The following is a 24,818-nucleotide window of genomic DNA, read 5'->3' as shown; positions in this document are numbered from 1 at the left end:
ACCTTTATTGGGTGGTGCATAACGGTTAAACTAGTCGTTTTTAAAATTAAGAGTGAAATCCGTGCCAATTATTCGAGGTTCGTTAGCCTTTAGCTGCTACGTTATCAACACCCTATTTTGGATGTGCCCTATCCTTGCTTTCGGGCTCTTGAAACTGATCCCATTCAAGCCTTCCAAAACCTTGGGCAATTATGTACTCGATCATTGTGCTTCAGGCTGGATCACGGTTAATGGTCTTATTGAGCGCCTGTTTCACTCGGTTCAAATTGATATCTCTGGCACCCAACAATTTCAAAAAAACGATTGGTATATGATCACCGCGAATCACCAATCTTGGGTGGATATTTTGATCTTGCAGCGGGTGTTTAATCGCAAAATCCCGTTTATAAAATTCTTCCTTAAAAAAGAACTGATATACGTACCCGTATTGGGCTTAGCTTGGTGGGCATTAGACTTTCCATTTATGAGACGCTATACCAGCTCACAAATTCGTAAGAACCCGAAGTTGAAAGGCAAAGATATTGAGGTGACTCGTAAGGCTTGCGAAAAATTTAAGCACAAGCCTGTGAGTATCATGAACTTTGTTGAAGGAACACGCTTTACGTCTGAAAAGCATCAACAACAAAAGTCACCTTACCAACATTTATTAAGACCGAAAGCCGGTGGGTTAGCCTTCGCACTTTCCAGCATGGAAGGTTGCATGAATAAGATGATTGATGTCACCATCTACTATCCAGAAGGCATTCCGAGCTTTTGGCAATTTATCAGTGGGCAGATGCAACACGTTAAGGTTTATATTGAAATGTCCGATATTGATCCGAGCCTAATTGGTGATTACGCCAACGACAAGCCATTTAAACAATACTTTCAACAGCAACTCAGTCAGCGTTGGGAGCATAAAGACACCATTTTACAGAACTTTAAAACACACCCATAGGAAGGTCATTTTTTATTATGTTGCGTTTTCTACCAGCCCCAATTTTATTTTTTCTCAGTGGGTTACTGTTAGCCATAAATACGGCAATGTGGTCAATACTCATCATTGTTGGCGGCATAGTTAAGCTTCTTTTACCGATTAAACCAATACAAATCGCGCTAAGCAAACTGATGGATAAACTGATGTGGTGCTGGGTATGCTGCAACGGTGGTATTCTAAAGCTGACATCAAATATTGAATGGGATATTCAAGGGTTAGACAACCTCGATAAAGAATCATGGTATTTGATCATTTGTAACCACGTCAGTGGCTTTGATATTGCTGCGCAAACTTATGCATTACGAAATAACATACCTATGCTTAAGTTTTTCTTAAAGAAAGAACTTCTGTATGTGCCATTAATGGGGTTGGGCTGCTGGGCACTTAACATGCCCTTTATGAACCGAACCAGCCCAGCTAAATTGAAGAAAAATCCAGCACTTCGTGGGAAAGACTTTGAAACCACCAAACGTTCATGTGAGAAGTTTAAAAATCTTCCGACTTCCATTATGAATTACTGTGAAGGCAGCCGAGTCACACCAGAAAAACAAAAGCGACAAAATTCACCGTATAAGCATTTATTACGCCCTAAAGCAGGTGGCGCCGCATTTGCGATTTCAGCCATGGGGGAACAATTCAGTCATGTTCTTAATATGACATTGGTTTATCCTGATGCGGAAAAAGATGTATTAAAAACAGCAATGAGCGGCAGACTGAAAAAAGTGATCATTCGAATTGAGACGCTGCCAGTGCCAGAAGTTGACCATGTGAAATACGTGAGTGATAGCGAATATCGTGTCGAGTTCCAACGCTGGCTAAATGGCATTTGGGAAAAGAAAGACAATCAAATAGAGCAGCTACTAAACCCTCACAAGTAACTTTCTACCCGATTAGAATCCTAGCCTGTCCAAGTGACAGGCTTTTCTTTTATTCCATTCAACCATTCCACAACTCTTTCATAAAATTGTCGACAATCACACATAGCGATTGTAAACAATTACAACATAAACCCTCAAAAAACACTTATAAATATCGACAACACAACAACAATTTAACGTTAACGTAAACTTATTGTTGACAATCTAATCTATAATCAATATTGTAATTGCATCTTAATTGAACGATTTGTTTAGGAATCAGGCCAATATGACCGAAAAGTCACTCACTCTAGCGGATCAAATTTTGACGAGAATTCAAAATAGCATCATCACAGGTGAGATTGAGGCAGGCAGTAAGATTAATGAACAAAGCATTGCACAGAAGTATGGGATCAGTCGTGGCCCGACCCGTGAAGCCCTGCAAGCCCTTGAACGTCAAAGACTTGTTGTTCGAATTCCTCATGTCGGTGCCAGAGTCGCAAAACTATCCGTCAGCGAGCTAAATGAGCTTTATCAACTTCGAAGTGTATTAGAAGCCACCGCCTGTGAACTGACAGCTCACAACATCACTCAAACTCAACTCGATCAAATGCAAGATTTGTTGGATCGTCAACAACAAGCCTTGAATAAAGGTGACGACGAATTCCTGTTTATGAGTGATATCGACTTTCACTATCAAATCATTCAAGCCTGCGGTAATCGATATTTACAAGAAACTTTGATCGCGGGTGTTTATCACCTGATCCGTATGTATCGCTATCAATGCCGTGGCAAGAAACGACCCGAGCTTGCGATCAAAGAACACAGACAAATTTTTGAAGCCATTGCCACTGGTGATGGTGAACTCGCAAGCTTATTAATGCGCCGCCATATTGAACGTGGTCGTCGCAATACCGAACAAAAATTGATTGAGCAACAACAAGCTCAAGATTCTCTCCTTACCCCCTACAGCCAGAAGGAAATCATTTCATGAAGACCAGTGCCGGATTCCGTTTTCGTCATGCCTTAGCTAATTCAAACCCTCTACAAATTGTAGGAACCACCAACGCCTACTTTGCCTTAATGGCTGAGCACACAGGCTTTAAAGCCTTGTACCTTTCTGGCGCAGGTGTGGCTAACGCTTCTTACGGTCTGCCTGATTTAGGTATGACTTCAATGAACGATGTGGTAACCGACGCCAGCCGTATTACTTCAGCAACTGACTTACCTTTGCTTGTCGATATTGATACGGGTTGGGGCGGCGCATTTAACATTGCTCGTACCATCAAAGAGTTCGAAAAAGCCGGTGTTGCAGCAGTTCACATGGAAGATCAAGTGGCACAAAAACGTTGTGGTCATCGTCCAAACAAAGCCGTTGTGAGCACAGAGGAAATGGTGGATCGCATTAAAGCCGCGGTTGATGCTCGTACTGACGAAAACTTTGTGATCATGGCTCGTACCGATGCGGTAGCGGTTGAAGGACTTGAATCAGGTATCGAGCGCGCACAAGCCTATTTAGAAGCGGGCGCTGACATGATTTTTGCTGAAGCACTCACTGAGCTTGATCATTATCGTGAATTTAAAGCAGCGGTTAATGCCCCGATTCTAGCGAACATGACAGAGTTTGGTAAGACACAACTGTTCAATAAAGAAGAGTTAGCCGAAGCGGGTGCAGATATGGTGCTTTATCCACTTAGTACCTTCCGCGCCGCAAACCAAGCCGCATTAAACGTGATGCAAGCACTGATGAATGATGGTCATCAGCGCAATGTGGTCGACACGATGCAAACGCGTGCTGACTTATACGAGCACCTTGGTTATCACGACTTTGAAAATAAATTGGATGAACTGTTCAGTTCAGATAAGTAATTCATTGTTAGAGTGATTTTAAAGGGCTGTTCAAGTAATACAGCCCTAAGCACAACAAGAATTGTCACAAAAAGACGATCAAAATTCATAGAACACAACCTTAAAGGGCATTTGCAATGGTAGATAAAAAACTAGGCGGCGCAGGACTTCGCGGTCAAAGCGCTGGTGAAACAGCACTCAGTACAGTTGGAAAATCAGGCTCAGGCTTAACCTACCGTGGTTACGACTTAAAAGATTTGGCTGACAACGTCAGCTTTGAAGAAGTCGCGTACCTTATTTTAAAAGGCGAGTTACCTAATCAAGCTCAGTTAGATGAATATCGAGCTAAAATCAAAGCAAATCGTGGCTTACCTCAAGCATTAAAAGAAGTATTAGAGCGTATTCCAGCATCTGCACACCCAATGGATGTAATGCGTACAGGCTGCTCCATGCTCGGTAACCTAGAAATTGAGAACAGCTTTGACGAGCAAGGCGATGTAGCCGACCGTTTACTCGCTGCATTCCCATCTATCATTTGTTACTGGTACCGCTACAGCCACGACGGTGTTCGCATTGAAACCGAAACCGATGATGACCATATCGGCGCGCATTTCTTACATCTATTGCATGGTAAAAAGCCAAGCGATCTACACGCAAAAGTAATGGATTCGTCATTGATCCTTTACGCTGAGCATGAGTTTAATGCATCAACCTTTACCGCTCGTGTATGTGCCTCAACCCTTTCTGATATGCACTCTTGTATCACTGGTGCGATTGGCTCATTACGTGGTCCACTGCATGGTGGTGCCAACGAAGCCGCAATGGAGCTAATTGAAGATCTGAAAGACGAGCAACACGCCCGTGACACACTAATGGGCATGCTTGAGCGCAAAGAAAAAATCATGGGCTTTGGTCATGCCATCTATCGCGAATCCGATCCTCGCAACGCCATCATTAAAGGCTGGTCTGCAAAGCTAGCGGACGACTTTGGTGACGATCGCTTATACAAAGTGTCAGTTGAATGTGAATCTGTCATGTGGGAGCAGAAAAAACTCTTCTGTAATGCTGACTTCTTCCACGCCAGTGCGTACCACTACATGGGTATTCCAACCAAGCTGTTCACACCAATCTTTGTGTGTTCACGCTTAACAGGTTGGGCAGCGCACGTAATGGAGCAACGCTCGAATAACCGTATTATTCGCCCAAGTGCGGATTATGTCGGTGAAGAGCCACGTGCAGTTAAGCCAATCGCGGAAAGATAAAAACAACCTTATTCGTGAATTATTGAAAATACATCAATAACACAGACAGGAGCAATAGTGTGATAAGGCAACCGTCCGTGACAGGACGTCACGGTCGTCAGCACATGGATGTGCGCTTCTGTTGACGTTCACATTATTGCTCCTTGTTAAAACTAAAAATAATTCACCAATGAGTTAACACCGCGTTCCAACCCCGTGGCTGGCAGATGTTTCCCGTGTCTGACCAGCCACACTTTTAGCAATGTTGTGGAAAGATCTATGAATTCTCAATACCGTAAAGCGCTTGCTGGTACTCAGCTCGATTACTTTGATACTCAAGCTGCGGTTAATGCCATTAAGCCTGATAGTTACAAGCACCTACCTTACACCTCTAAAATTCTGGCAGAACAATTAGTCCGCCGCTGTAGTCCTGAAACCCTAACTGATTCCCTAAACCAACTTATCGAGCGCAAACAAGATTTAGACTTTCCTTGGTATCCGGCTCGTGTGGTTTGCCACGACATTCTTGGTCAAACAGCATTAGTTGATTTAGCAGGCTTACGTGATGCCATTGCCGAAAAGGGTGGTGACCCTGCGTTAGTTAACCCTGTTGTTCCAACCCAACTGATTGTTGATCACTCTTTGGCTGTTGAAGCGCCGGGCTTTGATCCAGAAGCCTTTGATAAAAACCGCGCTATTGAAGACAGACGTAACGAAGATCGCTTTCATTTTATCGAATGGACAAAAACCGCCTTTAAAAATGTGGATGTGATCCCAGCTGGCAACGGCATCATGCATCAAATCAATCTTGAAAAGATGTCACCTGTTATTCAAGCGCGTGACGGTGTTGCGTTCCCAGATACTTGCGTAGGTACTGACAGTCACACTCCACACGTTGATGCCTTAGGTGTTATTGCATTAGGTGTTGGTGGTCTTGAAGCAGAAACCGTGATGTTAGGTCGCCCATCTATGATGCGTCTGCCTGATATTGTCGGTGTAAAACTCGTTGGTCAACGTCAACCGGGCATTACTGCTACTGATATTGTATTAGCATTGACTGAATTCTTACGTGAGCAACGCGTAGTCTCCGCTTATCTTGAATTCTTTGGTGAAGGCGCTCGCTCTTTAGCTATTGGTGACAGAGCCACGATTTCTAACATGACACCAGAATTCGGTGCTTCTGCGGGCATGTTCTACATTGATGAACAAACCATTGATTATCTAAGGCTCACAGGTCGTGAACCAGAGCAAGTTGCTCTCGTTGAACACTACGCTAAAACCACGGGTTTATGGGCTGACGATATGGTTGAAGCTCAATACGAACGTGTACTTGAGTTTGATTTATCTAGCGTTGGTCGCAACATGGCTGGCCCATCAAATCCGCATCGTCGTTTACCAACCTCAGATCTTGCCGATCGTGGTATTGCGAGTGAATGGAAACAAGAAGGTGATTTAATGCCTGACGGTGCAGTGATCATCGCAGCTATTACCTCTTGTACTAACACGTCGAATCCTCGTAACGTGGTTGCCGCAGCTTTGCTAGCCAAAAAAGCCAATGAGCTTGGATTAATGCGCAAACCTTGGGTGAAAACGTCTTTTGCTCCGGGTTCAAAAGTGGCCAAGCTGTATCTTGAAGAAGCAGGTTTATTACCGGAGTTGGAAAAGCTTGGCTTTGGTATCGTTGGCTATGCTTGTACCACTTGTAACGGCATGAGTGGCGCACTTGATCCGAAAATCCAACAAGAAATCATCGATCGCGATCTGTATTCAACTGCGGTACTTTCAGGTAACCGAAACTTCGATGGTCGTATTCACCCATATGCAAAGCAAGCTTTCTTAGCGTCTCCTCCACTCGTAATCGCCTACGCCATTGCTGGTACGATTCGTTTTGATATTGAGCAAGATGTATTAGGGCATGATCAACACGGTAATCCGATCACGCTAAAAGATTTATGGCCGAGCGATGAAGAGATCGATGCGGTTGTAGGCAGTGCTGTGAAACCTGAGCAGTTCAAGCAAATCTACGTCAAGATGTTTGACTTAGGTGAAGCCGAGCAAGCATCAAGTCCACTGTACGACTGGCGTCCACAATCCACTTACATTCGTCGTCCTCCATACTGGGAAGGCGCATTGGCAGGTGAACGTACCTTAAAAGGTATGCGCCCACTTGCGGTATTGGGTGACAACATCACCACCGATCACCTGTCACCATCAAATGCGATCCTTGCCAGTAGTGCCGCTGGTGAGTACCTAGCCCACATGGGCCTGCCAGAAGAGGACTTTAACTCTTATGCGACCCACCGTGGTGATCACTTGACCGCTCAGCGTGCGACCTTTGCTAACCCTAAGCTTCTAAATGAAATGTGTCTTGATGATAAAGGCGAGATCATTCAAGGATCGCTGGCTCGTATCGAACCAGAAGGTCAGCAAACCCGTATGTGGGAAGCGATTGAAACTTATATGGATCGCCGACAAAACCTGATCATCGTAGCGGGTGCGGATTACGGTCAAGGCTCATCCCGTGACTGGGCGGCAAAAGGTGTTCGTTTAGCAGGTGTTGAAGCGATCGTTGCCGAAGGATTTGAGCGTATCCACCGTACCAACTTAGTGGGAATGGGCGTACTGCCATTGGAATTCCATCAAGGCATGAACCGTAAAGTCTTAGAACTTGATGGTAGTGAAATGTACGATGTTGAAGGCACCCCAGCACCTCGCGCAGAGTTGATGTTACACATCACTCGCAGAAATGGTGAAACGGTCACAGTCCCTGTAACTTGTCGTTTAGATACCGCAGAAGAGGTCTCGGTCTACAGTGCAGGTGGTGTACTGCAACGCTTTGCTCAAGATTTTTTAGAAGCAAATGCTTAGTTAGTTAAGTCGATTTAGACGAGAAAAAGCAGACAATGAAACGCTGACACGCTGTGAACCCATCCATGGGCGCTCAACCTCGGCATCCATGCCTCGGATGGTCAGCTTATTCATCATCTGCTTTCAACTGTGTACTGAACAACTAATACTTAAAACTGCCAGTGATATAGATAAAAGTAAAAGTGCGGTAAGACAACCGTCCGTTACAGGATGTAACGGTCGTCAGTACATGGACGTACGCTTCTGTTGTCGTGCGCACTTTTACTTTTGTAGAAATACTGAAAAAATCAATAGTTGCATTCATTCTTGATTTACTCAGTCATTATCAATGAATGCCAAGGGTAAATTAACATGACATTTGCTCCACAAATTAAAGTACCTGCCACTTATATGCGTGGTGGCACCAGTAAAGGGGTTTTCTTTCGCTTAGAAGACTTACCTCAAGCCGCTCAACAAGCGGGTGAAGATAGAGATCGATTACTACTCAGAGTGATCGGAAGTCCTGATCCTTATGCCAAACAAGTTGATGGTATGGGTGGTGCAACATCAAGCACCAGTAAAACCGTAATCGTCTCCCCCGCCACTGATGGTGAACACGATATTAATTATCTATTCGGGCAAGTGGCGATCGATAAAGCCTTTGTCGACTGGAGTGGCAACTGTGGAAACTTATCATCAGCCGTTGGTGCCTTTGCTATTCATAGTGGTTATGTGGCTAAAGAAAAACTCCCTGAAAACGGCATTGCTACGGTTAAGATTTGGCAACAGAACATTGGTAAAACCATTATCGCTAAAGTGCCAATGACCAACGGTGAAGTTCAAGAAACGGGTGATTTTGAACTCGATGGTGTGACCTTCCCTGCCGCCGAAATTGAGCTTTCATTTGTTAAGCCTGTTGATGAGTCAGAGAGTTTATTTCCAACAGGTAATCTGGTGGATGTTCTTACCACTCCTGAGTTTGGCTCTATTAGCGCTACGATGATCAACGCGGGTATCCCAACGATTTTTGTCAATGCGGCAGATATTGGTTATACAGGCACCGAGCTGCAAGATGACATCAATAACGATGTCGAAGTACTAGCAAAATTCGAGTCCTTACGTGCTCATGGCGCAGTGAAGATGGGATTGATTTCTGATATCAAAGAGGCCGAACAACGTCAGCACACACCAAAGATTGCTTTTGTTGCTGAGCCAAGAAGTTATAAAGCCTCTAGCGGAAAGAATATTTTAACTGAGGATATCGACCTACTGGTTCGCGCCTTATCTATGGGCAAACTTCACCATGCGATGATGGGTACGGCCGCTGTTGCGATTGGAACTGCAGCTGCGATTCCCGGCACTTTAGTTAACCAAGCCGCAGGTGGCGGACAACGAGATAGTGTTCGTTTTGGTCACCCATCTGGTACATTAAAAGTTGGTGCAGCAGCGAGTTTCAATGGTGATGTTTGGAAAGTGGAAGAAGCGATTATGAGCCGTAGTGCTCGGATTTTGATGGAAGGTTGGGTAAGAGTTCTTCATTAATGCCAACTGTTATCGCGTCCAAAGAATGTATAATTCAGCTGTTGCATAAAGTCTAACTTACGAGCTTTTATTTGCAGGTCGTCTGAAGGATAAGGTTGATAAACAAGTTGTGTGAAAGTGTGATAATCATGCTGACTGGATCTCAGTTTTTGATACTGAGTATCAGTCAGTTTTGATCTTATTTTCATAACAGCAGGGTGATTTATAGCGTAAAGGTTTCTCGTCGGTACGAAGCTAAAAAGCTCATCGTCAAAATGACTATTAAACATATCAAGGATTAGTTGAGCTCGTTGTTTTTGGAATATTGCGATCTCATCAGCAGTCAAAACGGATCCCTCTACTGAGGGACGAGTATACGTAAAGCTTGGTATATTATAATCCCTTAGTTCCTTTACCTGTTGTTGAAATTCAACAAATGCTTCACGACTAAGTAGTGTCGCTCCCATAACTCCTTTTACAGCCAGAAAAAATGGGGGACGCTGTAAGAACTGATCGTCAATATCGTGATAAATTAGGCTTTGTTTTCCAAGCGCTTTTAATCTTGAAACAAAGTCTAATTTTTCTTGCTTGATAGCTTCTTTTTCGAGAACATCAAACACTTCGGGATAATCCATCAAAACAGACAATCTCAAACCGTCAATATCAAACGTTTCACCATAATCGTCTTTAGGTCTGCATTCTTCAGAATAAGAAAAAACCATGGGTAAGTGAGACAAGTGTTTTTCTACACTCAACACCATAATATTTGGATGTTCGGTAAACAATGAAGCCATTTTTTGTTTCTGAACATCAGACATATTCTTTTCGGTATAAACAAGAAATAAAGGAATATCATGTTGTAATAAAAAGTCTGCTTGTTTCGTTATGCGTGATACGTAATCTAAGCATCGAGGGTTATTATAACCATCAAAGAATGATGCCCCGCGCAAGGAAACCCAGATGTGAAAAATAGGTGCAGGAGGGATGACCTGAATATTAAGCTCTTTCGCTTCACTGTGCGTTGAGATACCTGCAAACCTTAATCCTAAGGACATATTCCGTAATGAATCATTATCAATAGCGTCGAATCTTGCACCATCATCACAACAAAGATCTCGGACAATACCAATTTCAGCCTCAAACCCAATTGGGAAATTATCTATTTGGGCCTGAGTTAGTACTGGCTGAGTTTTCTCGGGAAAAAGATAATCGAAAACGGTCATCAAGCTCGTACTGCATGAAATCACAACGGCTTACCTTCCTAATTACGGACTAATCTTAATATTTCAGAAAGATGAAATATACTTTCATATTAATAAACTAGTTCAACTTCTGTTTCATTCAACATTTATGAATCATAGTTAACCTCATGTTTTATTTAAGGTTAACAAGCATAAAAAATGAACCTAAGCGCTTGAGGTTATAAGCTGTAACGTTTGTATTTTATTGGAAGGTTGAGTAAAAGTGCCTTTCTAATAGCAACAGAGAATGGCGGCATTTATGCCGCCTTCTTTACAGTATTTCCAGCCAATAGTTATGGTACTGATTAACTTTCACACCTTCTTGAATCACCAATCTCTCATCTAGTTTAATCAGCTCATCATACAATTTCGGTTTAAATCTCTTTAAACGTGCAATTCGACTGCGATGATTGGGCTCTAACTTTTTAACAAAAGGTAAAATCGAACTTATCGACGTATTAACTTTATCTTTGTTAAAAGCATCCTCTAGTGCGACATCCAGCACATCCATACCCAATTTATGAAAGTCTGGTCTGTGCCCAATACCAATTAAGAAATCGAACACTTCTTTTGAATTCATCGTGGCCATATCGAGTAAGGTATTTTCAGCACGATCTTTTACTGTGAAATCAAACCCTGCTTGCCTGAGTTTTTTCCAACGCTCTATCGATAGCCGTGAAAATGAAAACAAATTCTGTGGAGGAATTGGGCTAGTTCGAGCCTCCCAAATATCTACGTATATTTCAGGTTCCTGCCACGCTCGTAAAAATAAAGAGTCAGTTTCAGATCGAGATAAAGGAGTTGTTGAACTGTGAGCTAACAATTGTTGGTAGTTGTTTTCTTCAATCAACTGGTCAACACTGCCTGAACTTAAATTTCTTGTTGAATATTGCTTTTGAAAGCCATCCGAGCGCTTCCATACATTCACCAAAGCAGGGTCTAACGAATGTAAATTTGCCTCTGTATCACCACCTTGTTGTTGAACTTCATGAATTAGCTTGTCCAGTTTTTCTCTACTTAAAAGTTGTTGAGCAGCCAAGAGATTCAGACTGTTGTTTTTGCATTGCTGACTTCGTTGCTCTTCAATTGCTTTATTTTTTTCAGCTTGTTGTATAGCAAGAGAAATAGGTGAGTCATCTGACGTCTTTTGTTGATTTTTACGTTCTTTCTCAAGCCTTGTTACTTTTGTCAGTAATTGACTCATTACATTATTATCTCTAGCATCAATATCATAAAAACCTGCATATCTAGAGCTAAACCAAATACGAGATCCGTCTTCGTCCTCTACAAAAGATGCATGAGCTCCATATTCCATATCATGTAAATACTTGACGGTTTGATAATACTTACTTGATTGTTGGAATAACTCTTTATCATCGTGCCTAAGTTCAGATAATCCTGAAACAGCTATATCCATTCCTGTGAGCAATCCCGGTTGATTGGTAGGGTGAACCCCCGCTTCAGCCAACACTTTCAATAATTCCACATCGTATTTGTTTACCGCGAAGTCAGCCAGATTATGTAAGAACTCATAATCATCACGTACTAATATTGGTGTCACATCAAGGTCATCAGCGGTTTTGATCAACTCGATAATATGGGAAGTAGGCATATCAGTTTTGATCGCCAACGCAATATCATTGACGGTAAATTTATGACCTGAAATCATCGATTTGAATTCATCGAAAGGCAGTGTTTTAGCGCCTAAGACAAACAAGAATGAAGGAGAGATATATTTTTGCCCCGCAACCGATAGTGGTGAGCGTAAATACGTATTGAAACTATCTTGATTGCTTAAAAGCGCGGATAAATTGGCGGCTAGATTTTGCTGCGACAACTCCATTTGAATCGAGTAACCTCCTCCTTTCGGCATTGAATCAACTTGCTCAGCAAACTCGGCTAAATGCTCGGTTTTGAGTCCTTCTAGAATATTAAGCCCTTGCCACTGGGTTAATATTTTCGCTGATGAGGCAAATTTATAACGTTCTTGGATGATATTTGCGTAAGCAAGAAACACTAAGTCATCGTAACTTTTATAATAGGTTTGATATTGATCGGCGTAACGGAATAACTTCCAGATGGATTTACCTGCTTGGAGTTCACTTTCTATGGCATCAATGATGATATTGTGGTTACTTCTGACTTTATCGCTAAAGTCTATATATCGATTTTTGCATTCCTGATCTAATGCTATCAACTGAGTAACTCTTTCTCTGGCTTGCTCATCAGAGTCTTTTTCAACAGTATTAATTTCTAATCTGGATTGAATGATTCTGTTGTTTTCTGATGATTTCTGTGACGCTTCCTTTTTTGTTTTTATTGGTGTAACAACCCAAGTCATCAACAAACCTGCGAACAACAGCAAACTAAGCACTATCCCTATTTTTTTCATTACATTCCTATTAATTTTGACACTCAAAAATCAGATGTTTATGGCTGTCTATGCTTTTGTGAATTAAATATTACCTACCTGCCAGTGCTAAAGCCATTGATGCCGCCAATCTTAATCGTTGAATGTCTTGTTTTAACCTTTTATTTTCTAACTCTAAACTCTGCAACCTCACATGATCCAATGTAACTTGAGCCAACTGTTGCTGTTGCTCAGCGACAACTTCATTATGCGTTTTGGCTCCTTTTTCCAAAAGGAAAGGTTTGACATCATCACAGGCAACATCAAGTAGTGTAACCTGCATATTTTGATCGCCAACTTCAAATGGCGTATTGATACCATACCCAGCAAGGAATCTCTCACTAAGGAATTCAAAGACCTCTTTATTGCTGTATCTAGCCGCAAAAAATAAAACGGGTAATTCACCATCAATAGGCTTGGTTGGTGTAAAAAAACCACTATTAACGATGAGAGTAACAGCATGTAATTGCATAGCGGCAATCGCTACAGCCAAGACATTTCTTGTTCCTAACGTGATTTCTGTTAAATCTAGATTTCCTTTTTCCCAAACACTTTTAAACACATTCTGATCAGGATTTTTTGCAGACTGCATCAATATATTACAGCCATGTTTATTTCTAAGATTTATTGTTGCCCTCGCCTTTCCTATGGCCTTGAAACAATCAAAGTCTGAATGCTCTGCGGCAAATAAGATTGGCGTATTACCGTCTGAAGATGCGTATTCAACTAGCTGAAATTCATCTTTAATAAAGTAACCCACCATAGGTAGATGTTTTACTTTGGCCGCATAGTGAAGTGCACTTAAACAAACATCATGTTGATCTTTAAATACATCTTTTACATCGGCTCCGGCTTGAATGAGCCATTCTACTTTTTCCGTAGATTGAGCTTGAATGGCCATGGAAAGAGGAGAGTTACCTGAATGAGTTTTAGTATTAATTACCGATGAAGATATCGGTAATACGCTTTTTGTAAAATTCGGATCACGCAGTCTAACTGCAAGAAAAAGTATACTTCTCCCACTTGAATTAATTAAGGAACCATCAATTTTGTTTAGCTCCAATAAATAGGTTAATGCTTCATATTTTTTACTGAACTCATGTTCTGAGTTATAGCAATGGATCAGAACAATATGGATTAGGGTATTTTTATCATGGTCGACGACTAATACTTCCGCGCCAATCTCGACAAGCTTTTGCATCAATGATTTATCGACTGTTCTCGCCGCTTGAATCAAGGCAGCATCTTTGACTTGTTGGCTACAGGTCTTTAGAAACTGTGGAGAGATTTGTTTCAACACTTCAACATCATGGTAGCTTGGATCATTAAGCGGTGTTGCACCAACACTCGCTAAACACTCAAGTCGAATGACATTGAGTTCCGGTGACTTAAAGCCAAGCGAGAAGTATTCAAGAGATTGGATATTTGTCTCAGCCTTTAGCATCGTAGCTAACTCTTCATTCGCACCTGGAACTTCTACTATAAGGTAATCCGATACGTGTTTGACTTGCTGTTTAATTCTATCTGTTTCAGATAACTTACTTTGATATTTTGTGAGTAAAGATAGCAACTCGAATAGTTGTTGGATATCTTGGATATGTTCTTGGTTTATGAAATTGACTATTTTAAATTGAACAAGTTGTGCGATATTCGATTTTGCTGTTGCACCAGCATCTACATCTAACCATTTCAGTAATAACGGCAACTGCTTTAGATCTGAGATGTTGAACTCTTTCAGTTTATCTACAAATTTTGATGACGCTCGACTCATTAACTCAGGATTATCTTTGAGAGGAATAACACGACGGTGATAGCAGTTAAGTAATTGATCAAGCCTATGTATTGGTTCAAGCTCTTGTTGTAAATTGAAAAGATAATGTTCCCCAAAGACATCAAGTATATATTTATCACATCGATTTTCAGCTTTTCTCAACTCCAGCATCTGATTTGTAGAGTCTTCGCTACTGCTATAAACACGCTTAAAGGCTTTAGCCAACTTCTCTTTACGACTGGTAAGCATATATTCGCGAGACTCTGGGATATTTAAATAAAAGGATGCTCTTCTAAATAATGTCTGCCAGTTCAGTTGTTCTGATCTTAAATCCATTACACATACATTAAGTTTGATAATCTCCATCATACGCTGTAAGGACATTATCGGTAATAGACGAACAATCGACTCACCTCTGCAATTAACCATAAATGTAATTTTGTTTGATTTAGTGAGCAATTCTAATCGAGCACGAACCACTGAGGTTAAATAGGCACCATTAACCCCAGATAACTGAAGGAGTGAGGTATGCTTATCAAAAAAAACCTCAAACTCCGCTAACTTAGTAAACGAATTCACACACTGAGCAGCAATGAGTGCCCCCCTTTCTTGCGGTGACAAACGTGATAAATCGAGACATGTTAAATCATTAGCCGTTACTTGCTTAAGTTGGCCATTTTGCTTAACAAAGTAGCCCCCAAGGATTTCAACTAACTCCGATGTGACGAACGTGCTTTGAGGGGCTCTTGCAAGCACTGCTATATGCGTATGAGGGAATTTATAGAATAGATCGAACTCCAATGATACTTGATCGACTAGGTTAGCTCTTTGCTCAACATAAAGAGAACCTATATTCTCCAATAAATTAAGACGCTGTAATTGATGGTAGGGTGAACACCAAATTTTAGCCCATTGATGACATATAGCTTCAGCATTGGTCAATGCCGTTGAACGGTACAGCATTACTGGTTTATCTTCAGGACCACTCACCATGCAACATTCATAAGCGGTCACCCTTAAATGGCGTTTTTCATTGTCGCTTAGACTGGGGAACCTAGTTGATACTAACTGCTGAAGCGCTTCATCAATCAGTCCACCTTTTATTTTATTTAATGACTCTAACCGCGAAGATGAATGCCAATATACAAATACAATCGCATCATCAGGGAAAGGAAAAGCTGAATTCATTTTAAGATTGGTTGGTGATAGCCACAATTTCAGCACATCATTTAAAAAGTAATTGTCTAATGGCTTTTTAATCGCTTTATTAAGTAAACACATTACCTTCTGAAAATACCGAACTTGCTCAGCTGAAGGCTGGAGGATTGAATCGGCACTCCGCTTTAATGCCTCTAATGTTTTGATCAACTTGGCGTCAATCTTGATGCAACTCCCTCGCATTCGTTGTACTAAAACGAGAGTATCGGCAATTTTACGAGATGTACTTTGTAACAACTCAACTTCAGGGCTAGGTTTACTTTCAAGCTCAACCCCTTTAGCACTTGATAGTTCAGGGGTAATAATGAAATCTTCATTCATACCCTCACTATGGTAGACACCTTCATCATAAATCTCGGTGCCTAGCTTAGTGGCTGCCTCTGTCGATACCGCCATCAATTTCATTCCGGTTGCATTATATTCAGGCGAATATAAGCCCTTGATACAATTTAGGCGAGTGAATAAATATTAATCAGAAAAATGAGTGATGATCTTTTTTTATTCAATATGTTACTTTCAAAGCCACTGAAACAAAATTTGGAAGGTACGCCATGAATCAAGCGACACCATTTATCACGACTGAAAATACAGGGTTATTAATTATTGATGTGCAAGGAAAACTTGCTCATTTAATGCAAAACAGCCACCAGCTTCATCAACAAATATCCACCTTGATACAAGGAACAAAGCTACTTGAAATACCTATTATTTGGGTTGAGCAATTACCCGATAAACTGGGGGAAACCAGCCCGGATATCAAACAGTTGTTATCACCAGAGATCAGCCCAATTGAAAAACACACTTTTAGTGGTTGGCATAATGATAAATTTCAGCAAGCAGTCAAAAATGCGAATAGAGACAACTGGCTACTGGCTGGTATTGAAAGTCACATTTGCGTGTACCAAACCTGCAAAGCCATGCAATTAGAAGGTTATCAAACCCACGTTGTTAGCGATGCTGTTTCTTCTCGCACTCAAGAACATAAAGAGTATGGAATTCAAATGATGCTAAGGCAAGGCGCACTTCAAACCAATGTTGAGTCAGCCTTATTTGAACTGCAACAGTGCGCAAACAACGAAAGGTTTAAGTCACTCGTTAAATTGGTAAAATAGCTTAAGGAAAAAACGACCTCCAAATAAGGACAAAAAATGTTAAAACCATTTACTCTTGCGCTACTGTCTACACTGGCATTTTCAAGTCAGGCGGTCGATTACGAACAGCTTAAATTTATTCCTGTTCAAGCAAACGTGGTAACCATCACTGATGATGTCAATGTACCTTGGGGAATGGTTCAGCTACCAAACCAAGATATTCTAGTCACCGAACGAAGTGGCGAACTTAAGCTTATTAAAAAAGGCAATGACAAAGCGATTAAGATTTCTGGATTACCTAAAATCACTGCAAGAGGTCAAGGTGGGTTATTAGATGTCGCATTACATCCTGATTTTGATAAAAACCAACTTATCTACCTAACCTTAAGCTCACCAGAAGGTAAACGAAAAGGCAGTAATACGGCTCTGATTCAAGCTAGGTTAAACTCTGAAAAACGGCAAATAGAGAATATTAAAACTCTATTTAAAGCTAAACGAAATACCACCAGCAGCCGCCATTTCGGCAGCCGTATCACATTTGATAACAATGGCTACCTGTACTTTTCAGTCGGCGATCGCGCTAACCGAGATGTGAACCCACAAAATCTCACGAAAGACGCAGGCAAAATCTATCGCCTTCACTTAGACGGTAGCATTCCTAAAGATAACCCATTTATCAATCAAAAAGATGTGAGTCCCGCCATCTTCAGCTATGGGCATCGAAACCCTCAAGGGTTAGCGCTTAACCCAGTAACAGGGTCTATTTGGTCACACGAACATGGTCCACGTGGCGGAGATGAAATCAACCTGATCAAAAAAGGCCTAAACTATGGCTGGCCTGTGGTGAGCTACGGCATTAACTACATTGGTACCAAGTTTACCAATTTGACTGCAAAAGAAGGGATGGAGCCACCACTTTCCCAATGGACACCTTCCATTGCGCCTTCTGATATGGTGTTTGTTACTTCCGATAAATACCCAAAGCTCAAAGGTAAACTGTTGGTTGGCTCACTCAAGTATGGTTTTGTTTCTGTGGTCAGCTATCAAGGCGATAAAGTGATATCACAAGCTAAGGCCTTTAAAGATATCGGCCGTTTACGCAGTTTGATGCAAGGCAACGATGGCTATTTATATGTAGGTGTTGACGGTAAAGGGATTTTACAATTACAACCCACTAAATAACCTCAGCTCTGCATAAGCCAACCTCTACAGCACAGCTACTTATGCGTATTTCGGTGTTAGAACAGCCCGTAATAGGCCGACTATTACGAACTGTTCTGCCTTGAACTACACAAAATTAGCCGCACTGTAGATAAAACTTTAGGTTTGTACTGTAAATCATAATGTTATTGATTTCGTTATACAGAGTTGAGGTTAAATAGCCTTTCTAGCAAGATTTGTAGAACTTCCATTGTTGGCTATGGTTATTATTAACTAGTCTAGGCAATGGAAGACATCATGGCCGTCAAAGCTGAAGCTCAACCTCATTTTCTACTTGAGTATGATTCTAGAAACCAAACTTATAAAATTAGCAGTCAGCAGCTGTCTGAAATGTCTCGGCTACGAGGTCAAGCCTTCACTCTTGAAACCGTAGACGGCAGTGAACATTTTTCATATCAATATAAGATGAGTTTTAGCCCAGGGCCTTTAACAAGTTTCTGGAATGTCCTTCCTCAATCAACATTGTTTTTAGGGAGGTTATTAAATCCAGTGCCTTCTCCCCCCAAGGCTCATAAAGCAATGGTTAAACAATTAGAGCAGCAACTAGAAACCAGTTTTTCTATCTGGTCGATTATCAAAACCAAAGAAACTCGACATCTTACAGATGACATTGAATTACAAGCAAAAGGCGACACCGAGGCAGCACTATCAGTCAGACATCAAACTCTTGTTGATTTCATCAAGCAAGGGCATAGTTTAGAAACCCCGCAACACGGGTGGTCGGATCAAAAATATACGCCTCTCCAGTACTGCTGTGATATTGGAGATGGCCAAGCCGCCCTTCTTTTATTAATTGGCGGAGCAAGTCAGTCATATCATTTAACTGGTCGTGATGCAGACCCAACCCCAGCTCTCCACATTGCTGTGGCTAGAAACAGAGAAACCACAATACAAGCACTAAAAAAAGCCAGCATCGATCTTAGTATCATAGATAAAAATGGCAGAACAGCTCTACATGTAGCAGCGAAAGAGAATTCACTGAGATCTATCCATGAACTGTTTAGCGAGGAGGTTGACGTAAATGCTAAGGATGACTCAGGACAAACACCGCTTCATCTTGCCGTAGAATATGGCCATAACCAAATTGTTGGTATTTTACTTGAGCATAATGCTTCCCCAGATTTGCAAGATAATTCAGGGCAAACGCCTTTACACAAAGCAGTTCAAGCTGACAACTTGGAAGCTTTCGAAATGCTTCTAAAAAAAGGCGCTAATTTCGAACAAAAAGATAAGCGTAAACGAATGCCGCTCGATTTTACGACAAAACAAAATAAAGCCGAATTTAGCAAACTTGTTGAAGATGATTTAGGCACTAAAACAAAGGTAGAAGATGACAATGGATTTGATGTGATCACCATCGAACACGATAAGCCTGAAAATTAGCGACTCTCAGAGCGACCAAAACTTTGCTGTAGACTCAACACTAAATCGAAAATCGAATGGTTCTGATGGTTGGTAATACTCGGCTTTGTTCCCACTCCCATCAACATACGGAATACTTGGGGATTGCTCTCTAATACAGCAACGTGAGCGGCTGTATTACCTTGATGATCTTGTTGATTTACATCTCTGACAGTTGCCGCATCTAATAGCTGCTCCATCACTGCCAGACTTTCTTGCTTAGCGGCAACATGAACTGGCGTCTCACCATTGTGATTAGACTTAAACATCTGATCCCCTGAAGCGGCCATTAATACATTCACAGTTTCTGGTGATCCACTGTTTACCGCCCAATGCAAAGCGGTATTGCCGTCTTCATCTTCAGCTAACGGATTAATACTAGGGGAAGTTTTAGCTAATATGGGTTCGCAAATATCAGCTTGCCCTTTCATGCTCGCTAAATGCAATACATTACGCTGTAGTTCATCTAGATCTGTTACGGGTAATTTAGCATTACTTACACTGAGTAATCGACGAGCAACATCAAATTTGTTTTCTTCAATCGCCACTAATAATGCCGAATGTTCAGCTTGTTTGGCTTGATAGTCCGCTAACTGACGAGCATTTTCTTGCGCTTTTTTAAGACACTCTAACGCCATCTGAGTACAGTATGCTATCCACGCACTTCCGTTATCGCGTTCAGGTAAAAATAAAATCATGGCTCTAAGAATATCTTGACTACTCAACTCTTCACCGTTTTGGCTTAGAAAATCAGCAAACTCACCAAAATCCTCTTTCACACCAGTATAAATATACTCCATCAATTCATCATCGGAAAACACGCTAAATCGCTTAGCGCTCGTGTCCAAAGCATTCACTATATATCCGTCTAACAGCGACGACATTACGGCTTTTTCTTCTAATGAACATTGAGGTAATAACTGTTGGATATGTTGTTTGATGACTTCTTTTTGCAAGCGATATTCACGAGCAAAATTTTTGAATTCTTCTGAGGCTTTGTATTCAGCCATCGTCATGATAGAACCTGACGCCAAGAGTTCCTTAACGCCTTCTCTATCGATGAGATACTGCTCTTGCTCTGGCCTACGCTGATTTTTAACGTGTTCGCCATAAGGGTTGGCAGAGATAGGAGTTATGCCCATGAAAAGCCTTTACAAAAAAATGATGCTATGACTTTCAAGTTAGAACAGGTCTCTCCTATCATCAATGAAATGTGAAGAAAGGTTAATTACCAGCAACCTGTAAATCGTCCAGTAAAATACCGCCTGTGCGTACCGAGGAACGTAAATCGCGATCTTTAGCTACAGCCTGAATCCCTGAGAACATAGACTTTAAGTTTCCTGCGATGGTGACTTCCTCTACAGGATGCACAATTTCACCATTTTCCACATAAAAACCACCAGCACCGCGAGAGTAATCACCCGTTACAGGGTTAACGCCTTGCCCCATCACTTCAGTGACGATAAGACCTGTACCCATTTGTTTGACTAATTCGTCAAAGGTTTGCCCACTATCACTTACGGTCCAGTTATAAATGCCACCAGCATGCCCTGTATTCGGCAAATTCAACTTTCGAGCCGAATAACTGGTAAGCAAGTAAGTCATTAGCTGCCCCGCTTCAATGATGTTGCGCTCCGTGGTTGCCACACCTTCGGAATCATAGTTTGCACTTGCCAGTCCACCTACAAGATGAGGTTGCTCATGAATACTGAACCACTCAGGAAAGATCTGAGTATTAATTGCATCAAGTAAAAACGTCGACTTTCGATACAAACTGCTACCGCTGATCGCTCCGACAAGATGTCCAATAAGCCCAGTTGCAATATCAGGTGTAAGTAGTACAGGCATTTTCGCTGTTGCGATTTTACGCGCGCCTAAACGATTCACGGTTTTTTCAGCGGCCTTCTTACCTACCACTTCAGGCGTCCATAATTCACTAAACTTACGCGCGACAGTGTAATCATAATCACGCTGCATTCCACCTTGTTCATCTTCACCAATACCTACACAGCTTAAGCTATAACGAGAACTGCAACGGCCTTGTATAAAGCCATGGCTATTACCATAAACTTTGATGCCCGTATGTGCATTGGCGGAAGCCCCATCAGAGGCTTTCATACGTTTATCAAAATCCAGCATCGCGGTTTCAGCATCAATGGCTAACTGGGTCAGCTCAGCCGCATCTAACTCTTGTGGATGATACAAATCTAACTCTTTAAACTCAGTTGCCATCAATTCTGCATCAGCCAAACCGTGGCAAGGATCTTGGCTGGTAAGCTTTGCAATATCATCCGCGGCTTTTACCGCCTGCTTAATAGCCTCAGGGCTAAGATCTGAAGTCGAAGAGCTGCCTTTACAACCATCTCGATAAACAGTGATCCCAAGCGCGCCGTCTTTATTAAACTCAACGGTTTCCACTTCTTTATTTCGAGTACCAACAGAAAAACCTTGCTGTTTACTGATAGCCGTTTCGGCGGCGGATGTCCCTAGTTGCTTTGCACAATCTAATGCCATGGATACAGCATCTTGCAAATGAGAAAGTTCTGAATCTAATTGATGTTGAGCCACGAAAATACTCTGCTTTTAATACGATTATGATGAGTAGCCTAGCATAACTTCGCCTTGTATTTTTAGTAACGTGTTATCATAAGCGATATTTTGTTAATTCCTGCGGAAAACCATGAACGTAATTGATGAAGCTCAGCTGAATAAACAGCCATTTGATCATGATGATGACTACATCAGCCGTACTGAGTTCAAACACGAAAGTGCTGAAATCCAAAAATTTGGTGAGCAATTAGCAGCCTTGTCTAAAAAGCAGTTGCAAATGATGGAACTCGATGAGTTTTTGTTTGATAACTTAGTCAAAGTTAAAACCATCAAACCCAAAACTGAAGCTTATCGCCGCCAAATGCAATATATTGGCAAACTGATGCGTACAGCAGATTTGGATGAAGTTAAACAGAAATTTCAGAAGCTGCACTTACTTACTGGTAACGAATCGGTTCAAGTACAAAAGTTTGAGCGTATTCGTGATGAAGTATTAGCTGAAGGTGACAGTAAAATTCATGAGCTAATTTCAGAGCACCCACAGCTGGATCGTCAAAAGCTAAGACAACTGGTTCGCCAAGCAAAAAAAGAGCTGGCTAAAAATCCTGATACTGAATCTAAATCGAATAAAGAGTTATTTGTCTACTTAAGACAGAATTGGTAACGTTTAGGGGCATTCAATATGCCCCTAATTACTTCTGCTATTCTGGCTGTTTAAGCTTACGTGCCTGCCTTATAAACACGACGGCAAATAGCAATACCACCGCATCTACCCAGTAATAACTCAGTACTTCTGGTGCGACCATACCCATACTTGGGAACAACCATGCCAAAACACTCGTGATTGGAATAGATAAGCAAAGCAATCCTGAATACATCAACAAACCTTTACTGGCTTTGTATGTCCCCCAAACAAAAGCGGAAATGACTGCACCCATAAACACTACATAATAGAGGGTCAAATAGTCACGATTGATGTTGTCAAAAAACAGTAACAACCACTTTGATAACGCCATGCAGGTGGCAATACCCGCAATCGCTCCTAGACATACACCAATATTTAATTTAGCCAAATTATTCCAAGAACGGCTTTGAGTTGGGTTCGGCTCTGATGTTGTCGGTTTAGTTTTTCTTTTTTCCAACCATAATAAGTTGCCTGAATAAAATAAGAAGGCACCCGCTAGCCCTAGAGCAAAGTAAATCCAGCGAATATAAGGACCACCAAAGCTACCAAAATGCGCCGCAAAAAAGGTCGCCACAATGCGTTTCCAAATGCCACCTTCACCGGGCTTTATAGAGCTGAATTGAATCTTTCCGGTATACGGATGCACAATCAAGTGGTCAGCAATGGCACCATGCATGGTTTGGGTTTCATCATAAACCGACATCATCACCGAAGCATTGGGTTTGGTGAGATTTCTAAACGTCATATCCAACACTTGTGCATTCGGATTAATGCTTAAAGCAATGTCTTTTAATTCAGAAATACTTTTGAGTTGCTCTAAAGGATAGGTTTGTGTTGGCTTAGCACGTTGGAACATGGGTTGATCGCCGTATATTGCCGCTTTCATCGAGTCATACATATCATCATGAAAGGCAAAAACGATGGCCGTAAAGCAAATCACAATATGAAATGGCAATGAGGTTACACCTAGAATGTTGTGACTGTCCAACCAAAACCGTGATTTTCCTTTATTGGTTCTTAGTGCAAATAAGCTTTTCACTAATGTGGGCAATAGAACGATCACGCCAGAAACAATCGCCAAAAAGTAAGCAATCGATACCAATCCCATTATGGTCACACCAAAATAACCATGATCGTTGGTACCCGGAATCCCCCCCGTACGGTGCAGTGCATCGACTAATTCAGAAAAGGCGGTTGGAGCAGAATAAGTGATTTGCAATTGGCTATTATCATCAATCACCCCATATATGGCTTGTTGCTCTAGGTTTAACGTTCGCCCTTTTGCATCTGGATACCAAGTAAAATGAGGCTGATGATTATTGTTAGCATCAAGGTTAACCACAATTTGATTTTTGGCATTTGCTTGCTCGTTCAACACCTGATCAAGCTGAGATTGCATTTGCTCTATCGAAACCTCGCTTTGATGATGCATGGGTTTCACCCAATGCGCCAATGGCTCTTTAAACATGGTTAATGCACCAGCAAAGAACGCGATAAACAGTAACATACCCGTTGTTATACCAGACCAAGTATGCAGAAATTGATAAAGTCTTAAAATGTCACCACGAACTTTCATTAACTGATACTCGCTTTACTGATATAAAGAATAAAATGCAGAACAACACTGACAGAAAACAAGGTCAAAATGGCTTTTTTGCCACTTTGAAATAGATAACTAAAACTGAAGGTCAGCATCCAAATCGGTGTGATCATCCACATATTAAATTGAACTTTGTGTTCGCCACTGATCCCTTGATAACCATGCCAAGCAAACAAACCGACCAACGCTAGGGCAATCAAGTAACCAAACACTAAACCAGCAAGGGTTTTGGACAGCACATCGGGTTTGATTTTGTTTTTCTTATCCATTCAATTTACCTCTTTTAGATGTAAACCAATGGCTTAAAAAGGGCCACACACCGATTGCCAACATAAATATG

At 41.5% G+C, this 24,818-nt stretch carries 18 protein-coding genes; 11 read left to right on the top strand and 7 right to left on the bottom strand.

The genetic code is table 11. From position 1 onward, the window contains the following. Window positions 1–61: 61 nt before the first annotated feature. From E2H97_RS02695 to prpF, 7 genes are all read left to right on the top strand, one after another. Window positions 62–937, top strand: a complete 876-nt coding sequence (locus E2H97_RS02695) for an acyltransferase (RefSeq protein ID WP_425466797.1) — start codon at window positions 62–64, stop codon at window positions 935–937. A 17-nt stretch (window positions 938–954) separates the two neighbouring features. Then, window positions 955–1,854 (top strand): acyltransferase, encoded by a 900-nt coding sequence (locus E2H97_RS02690; RefSeq protein WP_133405700.1) that lies wholly within the window; start codon window positions 955–957, stop codon window positions 1,852–1,854. A 268-nt stretch (window positions 1,855–2,122) separates the two neighbouring features. After that, window positions 2,123–2,827 (top strand): GntR family transcriptional regulator, encoded by a 705-nt coding sequence (locus E2H97_RS02685; protein ID WP_133405699.1) that lies wholly within the window; start codon window positions 2,123–2,125, stop codon window positions 2,825–2,827. Beyond that, on the top strand, window positions 2,824–3,702 hold the full coding sequence (prpB, locus tag E2H97_RS02680; RefSeq protein WP_133405698.1) for a methylisocitrate lyase: 879 nt from the start codon (window positions 2,824–2,826) through the stop codon (window positions 3,700–3,702). The genes E2H97_RS02685 and prpB overlap by 4 nt, the downstream gene beginning before the upstream one ends. A gap of 116 nt (window positions 3,703–3,818) precedes the next feature. Next, complete coding sequence (gene prpC, locus E2H97_RS02675) at window positions 3,819–4,943, top strand: bifunctional 2-methylcitrate synthase/citrate synthase (protein WP_133405697.1); 1,125 nt, start codon at window positions 3,819–3,821, stop codon at window positions 4,941–4,943. A 258-nt stretch (window positions 4,944–5,201) separates the two neighbouring features. Continuing rightward, window positions 5,202–7,790: a Fe/S-dependent 2-methylisocitrate dehydratase AcnD gene (gene acnD / locus E2H97_RS02670; RefSeq protein ID WP_133405696.1), complete on the top strand. Its 2,589-nt coding sequence runs from the start codon at window positions 5,202–5,204 to the stop codon at window positions 7,788–7,790. 351 nt (window positions 7,791–8,141) lie between these two features. Further along, window positions 8,142–9,311, top strand: coding sequence for a 2-methylaconitate cis-trans isomerase PrpF (gene prpF / locus E2H97_RS02665; RefSeq protein WP_133405695.1), 1,170 nt, complete (start codon window positions 8,142–8,144; stop codon window positions 9,309–9,311). On the opposite strand, the gene E2H97_RS02660 is transcribed toward prpF, so the two are convergent. The 3 genes from E2H97_RS02660 to E2H97_RS02650 all read right to left on the bottom strand — a co-directional run bounded on the left by E2H97_RS02660 (window position 9,308) and on the right by E2H97_RS02650 (window position 16,326). Beyond that, window positions 9,308–10,513, bottom strand: coding sequence for a hypothetical protein (locus E2H97_RS02660; RefSeq protein WP_133405694.1), 1,206 nt, complete (start codon window positions 10,511–10,513; stop codon window positions 9,308–9,310). The genes prpF and E2H97_RS02660 overlap by 4 nt on opposite strands. A 289-nt stretch (window positions 10,514–10,802) precedes the next feature. Then, on the bottom strand, window positions 10,803–12,923 hold the full coding sequence (locus tag E2H97_RS02655; RefSeq protein ID WP_133405693.1) for a hypothetical protein: 2,121 nt from the start codon (window positions 12,921–12,923) through the stop codon (window positions 10,803–10,805). 70 nt (window positions 12,924–12,993) lie between these two features. Then, complete coding sequence (locus E2H97_RS02650) at window positions 12,994–16,326, bottom strand: ankyrin repeat domain-containing protein (RefSeq protein ID WP_170308229.1); 3,333 nt, start codon at window positions 16,324–16,326, stop codon at window positions 12,994–12,996. Between the two features lie 155 nt (window positions 16,327–16,481). Here E2H97_RS02650 and E2H97_RS02645 point away from each other — a divergent pair, with 155 nt between their 5' ends. The 3 genes from E2H97_RS02645 to E2H97_RS02635 all read left to right on the top strand — a co-directional run bounded on the left by E2H97_RS02645 (window position 16,482) and on the right by E2H97_RS02635 (window position 19,625). Continuing rightward, complete coding sequence (locus tag E2H97_RS02645; protein ID WP_133405691.1) at window positions 16,482–17,042, top strand: isochorismatase family protein; 561 nt, start codon at window positions 16,482–16,484, stop codon at window positions 17,040–17,042. Window positions 17,043–17,078: 36 nt separating this feature from the next. Next, window positions 17,079–18,203, top strand: coding sequence for a PQQ-dependent sugar dehydrogenase (locus E2H97_RS02640; RefSeq protein WP_133405690.1), 1,125 nt, complete (start codon window positions 17,079–17,081; stop codon window positions 18,201–18,203). Between the two features lie 276 nt (window positions 18,204–18,479). Next, a complete protein-coding gene (locus tag E2H97_RS02635; RefSeq protein ID WP_170308228.1) occupies window positions 18,480–19,625 on the top strand; it encodes an ankyrin repeat domain-containing protein in 1,146 nt (381 codons plus the stop codon). Here E2H97_RS02635 and E2H97_RS02630 read toward each other — a convergent pair. Then, a complete protein-coding gene (locus tag E2H97_RS02630) occupies window positions 19,622–20,785 on the bottom strand; it encodes an ankyrin repeat domain-containing protein (RefSeq protein WP_133405688.1) in 1,164 nt (387 codons plus the stop codon). The two genes, E2H97_RS02635 and E2H97_RS02630, sit on opposite strands and share 4 nt — an antisense overlap. Window positions 20,786–20,867: 82 nt before the next feature. Further along, complete coding sequence (gene pmbA / locus E2H97_RS02625) at window positions 20,868–22,211, bottom strand: metalloprotease PmbA (RefSeq protein ID WP_133405687.1); 1,344 nt, start codon at window positions 22,209–22,211, stop codon at window positions 20,868–20,870. A 112-nt stretch (window positions 22,212–22,323) separates the two neighbouring features. Between pmbA and yjgA the strand changes: the two genes are divergently transcribed. Next, a complete protein-coding gene (gene yjgA / locus E2H97_RS02620; protein WP_133405686.1) occupies window positions 22,324–22,857 on the top strand; it encodes a ribosome biogenesis factor YjgA in 534 nt (177 codons plus the stop codon). A gap of 37 nt (window positions 22,858–22,894) precedes the next feature. Here yjgA and E2H97_RS02615 read toward each other — a convergent pair whose 3' ends face one another. Both E2H97_RS02615 and E2H97_RS02610 read right to left on the bottom strand, forming a co-directional pair. Continuing rightward, window positions 22,895–24,454 carry a PepSY-associated TM helix domain-containing protein gene (locus E2H97_RS02615; RefSeq protein ID WP_133405685.1) on the bottom strand — a complete coding sequence of 520 codons (1,560 nt, stop codon included), beginning with the start codon at window positions 24,452–24,454 and terminating at the stop codon, window positions 22,895–22,897. Next, window positions 24,454–24,747, bottom strand: coding sequence for a hypothetical protein (locus E2H97_RS02610; RefSeq protein WP_133405684.1), 294 nt, complete (start codon window positions 24,745–24,747; stop codon window positions 24,454–24,456). The genes E2H97_RS02615 and E2H97_RS02610 overlap by 1 nt, the downstream gene beginning before the upstream one ends. Window positions 24,748–24,818: the final 71 nt, after the last annotated feature.

The sequence above is a fragment of the Parashewanella tropica genome, assembly GCF_004358445.1.
Taxonomy (GTDB): domain Bacteria; phylum Pseudomonadota; class Gammaproteobacteria; order Enterobacterales; family Shewanellaceae; genus Parashewanella; species Parashewanella tropica.
The sequence above is the reverse complement of the archived record's forward strand: the minus strand, read 5'-3'. Positions and strand labels throughout refer to the sequence as shown.

Excerpts from the sequence above, each read along its gene's own strand:
- E2H97_RS02655 (WP_133405693.1), bottom strand. The coding sequence starts at position 12,923 with ATGAAAAAAATAGGGATAGTGCTTAGTTTGCTGTTGTTCGCAGGTTTG.
- E2H97_RS02650 (WP_170308229.1), bottom strand. The coding sequence starts at position 16,326 with ATGGCGGTATCGACAGAGGCAGCCACTAAGCTAGGCACCGAGATTTAT.
- prpF (WP_133405695.1), top strand. The coding sequence starts at position 8,142 with ATGACATTTGCTCCACAAATTAAAGTACCTGCCACTTATATGCGTGGT.
- E2H97_RS02660 (WP_133405694.1), bottom strand. The coding sequence starts at position 10,513 with ATGACCGTTTTCGATTATCTTTTTCCCGAGAAAACTCAGCCAGTACTA.
- acnD (WP_133405696.1), top strand. The coding sequence starts at position 5,202 with ATGAATTCTCAATACCGTAAAGCGCTTGCTGGTACTCAGCTCGATTAC.
- yjgA (WP_133405686.1), top strand. The coding sequence starts at position 22,324 with ATGAACGTAATTGATGAAGCTCAGCTGAATAAACAGCCATTTGATCAT.
- E2H97_RS02615 (WP_133405685.1), bottom strand. The coding sequence starts at position 24,454 with ATGAAAGTTCGTGGTGACATTTTAAGACTTTATCAATTTCTGCATACT.
- E2H97_RS02635 (WP_170308228.1), top strand. The coding sequence starts at position 18,480 with ATGGCCGTCAAAGCTGAAGCTCAACCTCATTTTCTACTTGAGTATGAT.
- E2H97_RS02645 (WP_133405691.1), top strand. The coding sequence starts at position 16,482 with ATGAATCAAGCGACACCATTTATCACGACTGAAAATACAGGGTTATTA.
- prpB (WP_133405698.1), top strand. The coding sequence starts at position 2,824 with ATGAAGACCAGTGCCGGATTCCGTTTTCGTCATGCCTTAGCTAATTCA.
- E2H97_RS02690 (WP_133405700.1), top strand. The coding sequence starts at position 955 with ATGTTGCGTTTTCTACCAGCCCCAATTTTATTTTTTCTCAGTGGGTTA.
- prpC (WP_133405697.1), top strand. The coding sequence starts at position 3,819 with ATGGTAGATAAAAAACTAGGCGGCGCAGGACTTCGCGGTCAAAGCGCT.
- E2H97_RS02640 (WP_133405690.1), top strand. The coding sequence starts at position 17,079 with ATGTTAAAACCATTTACTCTTGCGCTACTGTCTACACTGGCATTTTCA.
- E2H97_RS02630 (WP_133405688.1), bottom strand. The coding sequence starts at position 20,785 with ATGGGCATAACTCCTATCTCTGCCAACCCTTATGGCGAACACGTTAAA.
- E2H97_RS02610 (WP_133405684.1), bottom strand. The coding sequence starts at position 24,747 with ATGGATAAGAAAAACAAAATCAAACCCGATGTGCTGTCCAAAACCCTT.
- E2H97_RS02685 (WP_133405699.1), top strand. The coding sequence starts at position 2,123 with ATGACCGAAAAGTCACTCACTCTAGCGGATCAAATTTTGACGAGAATT.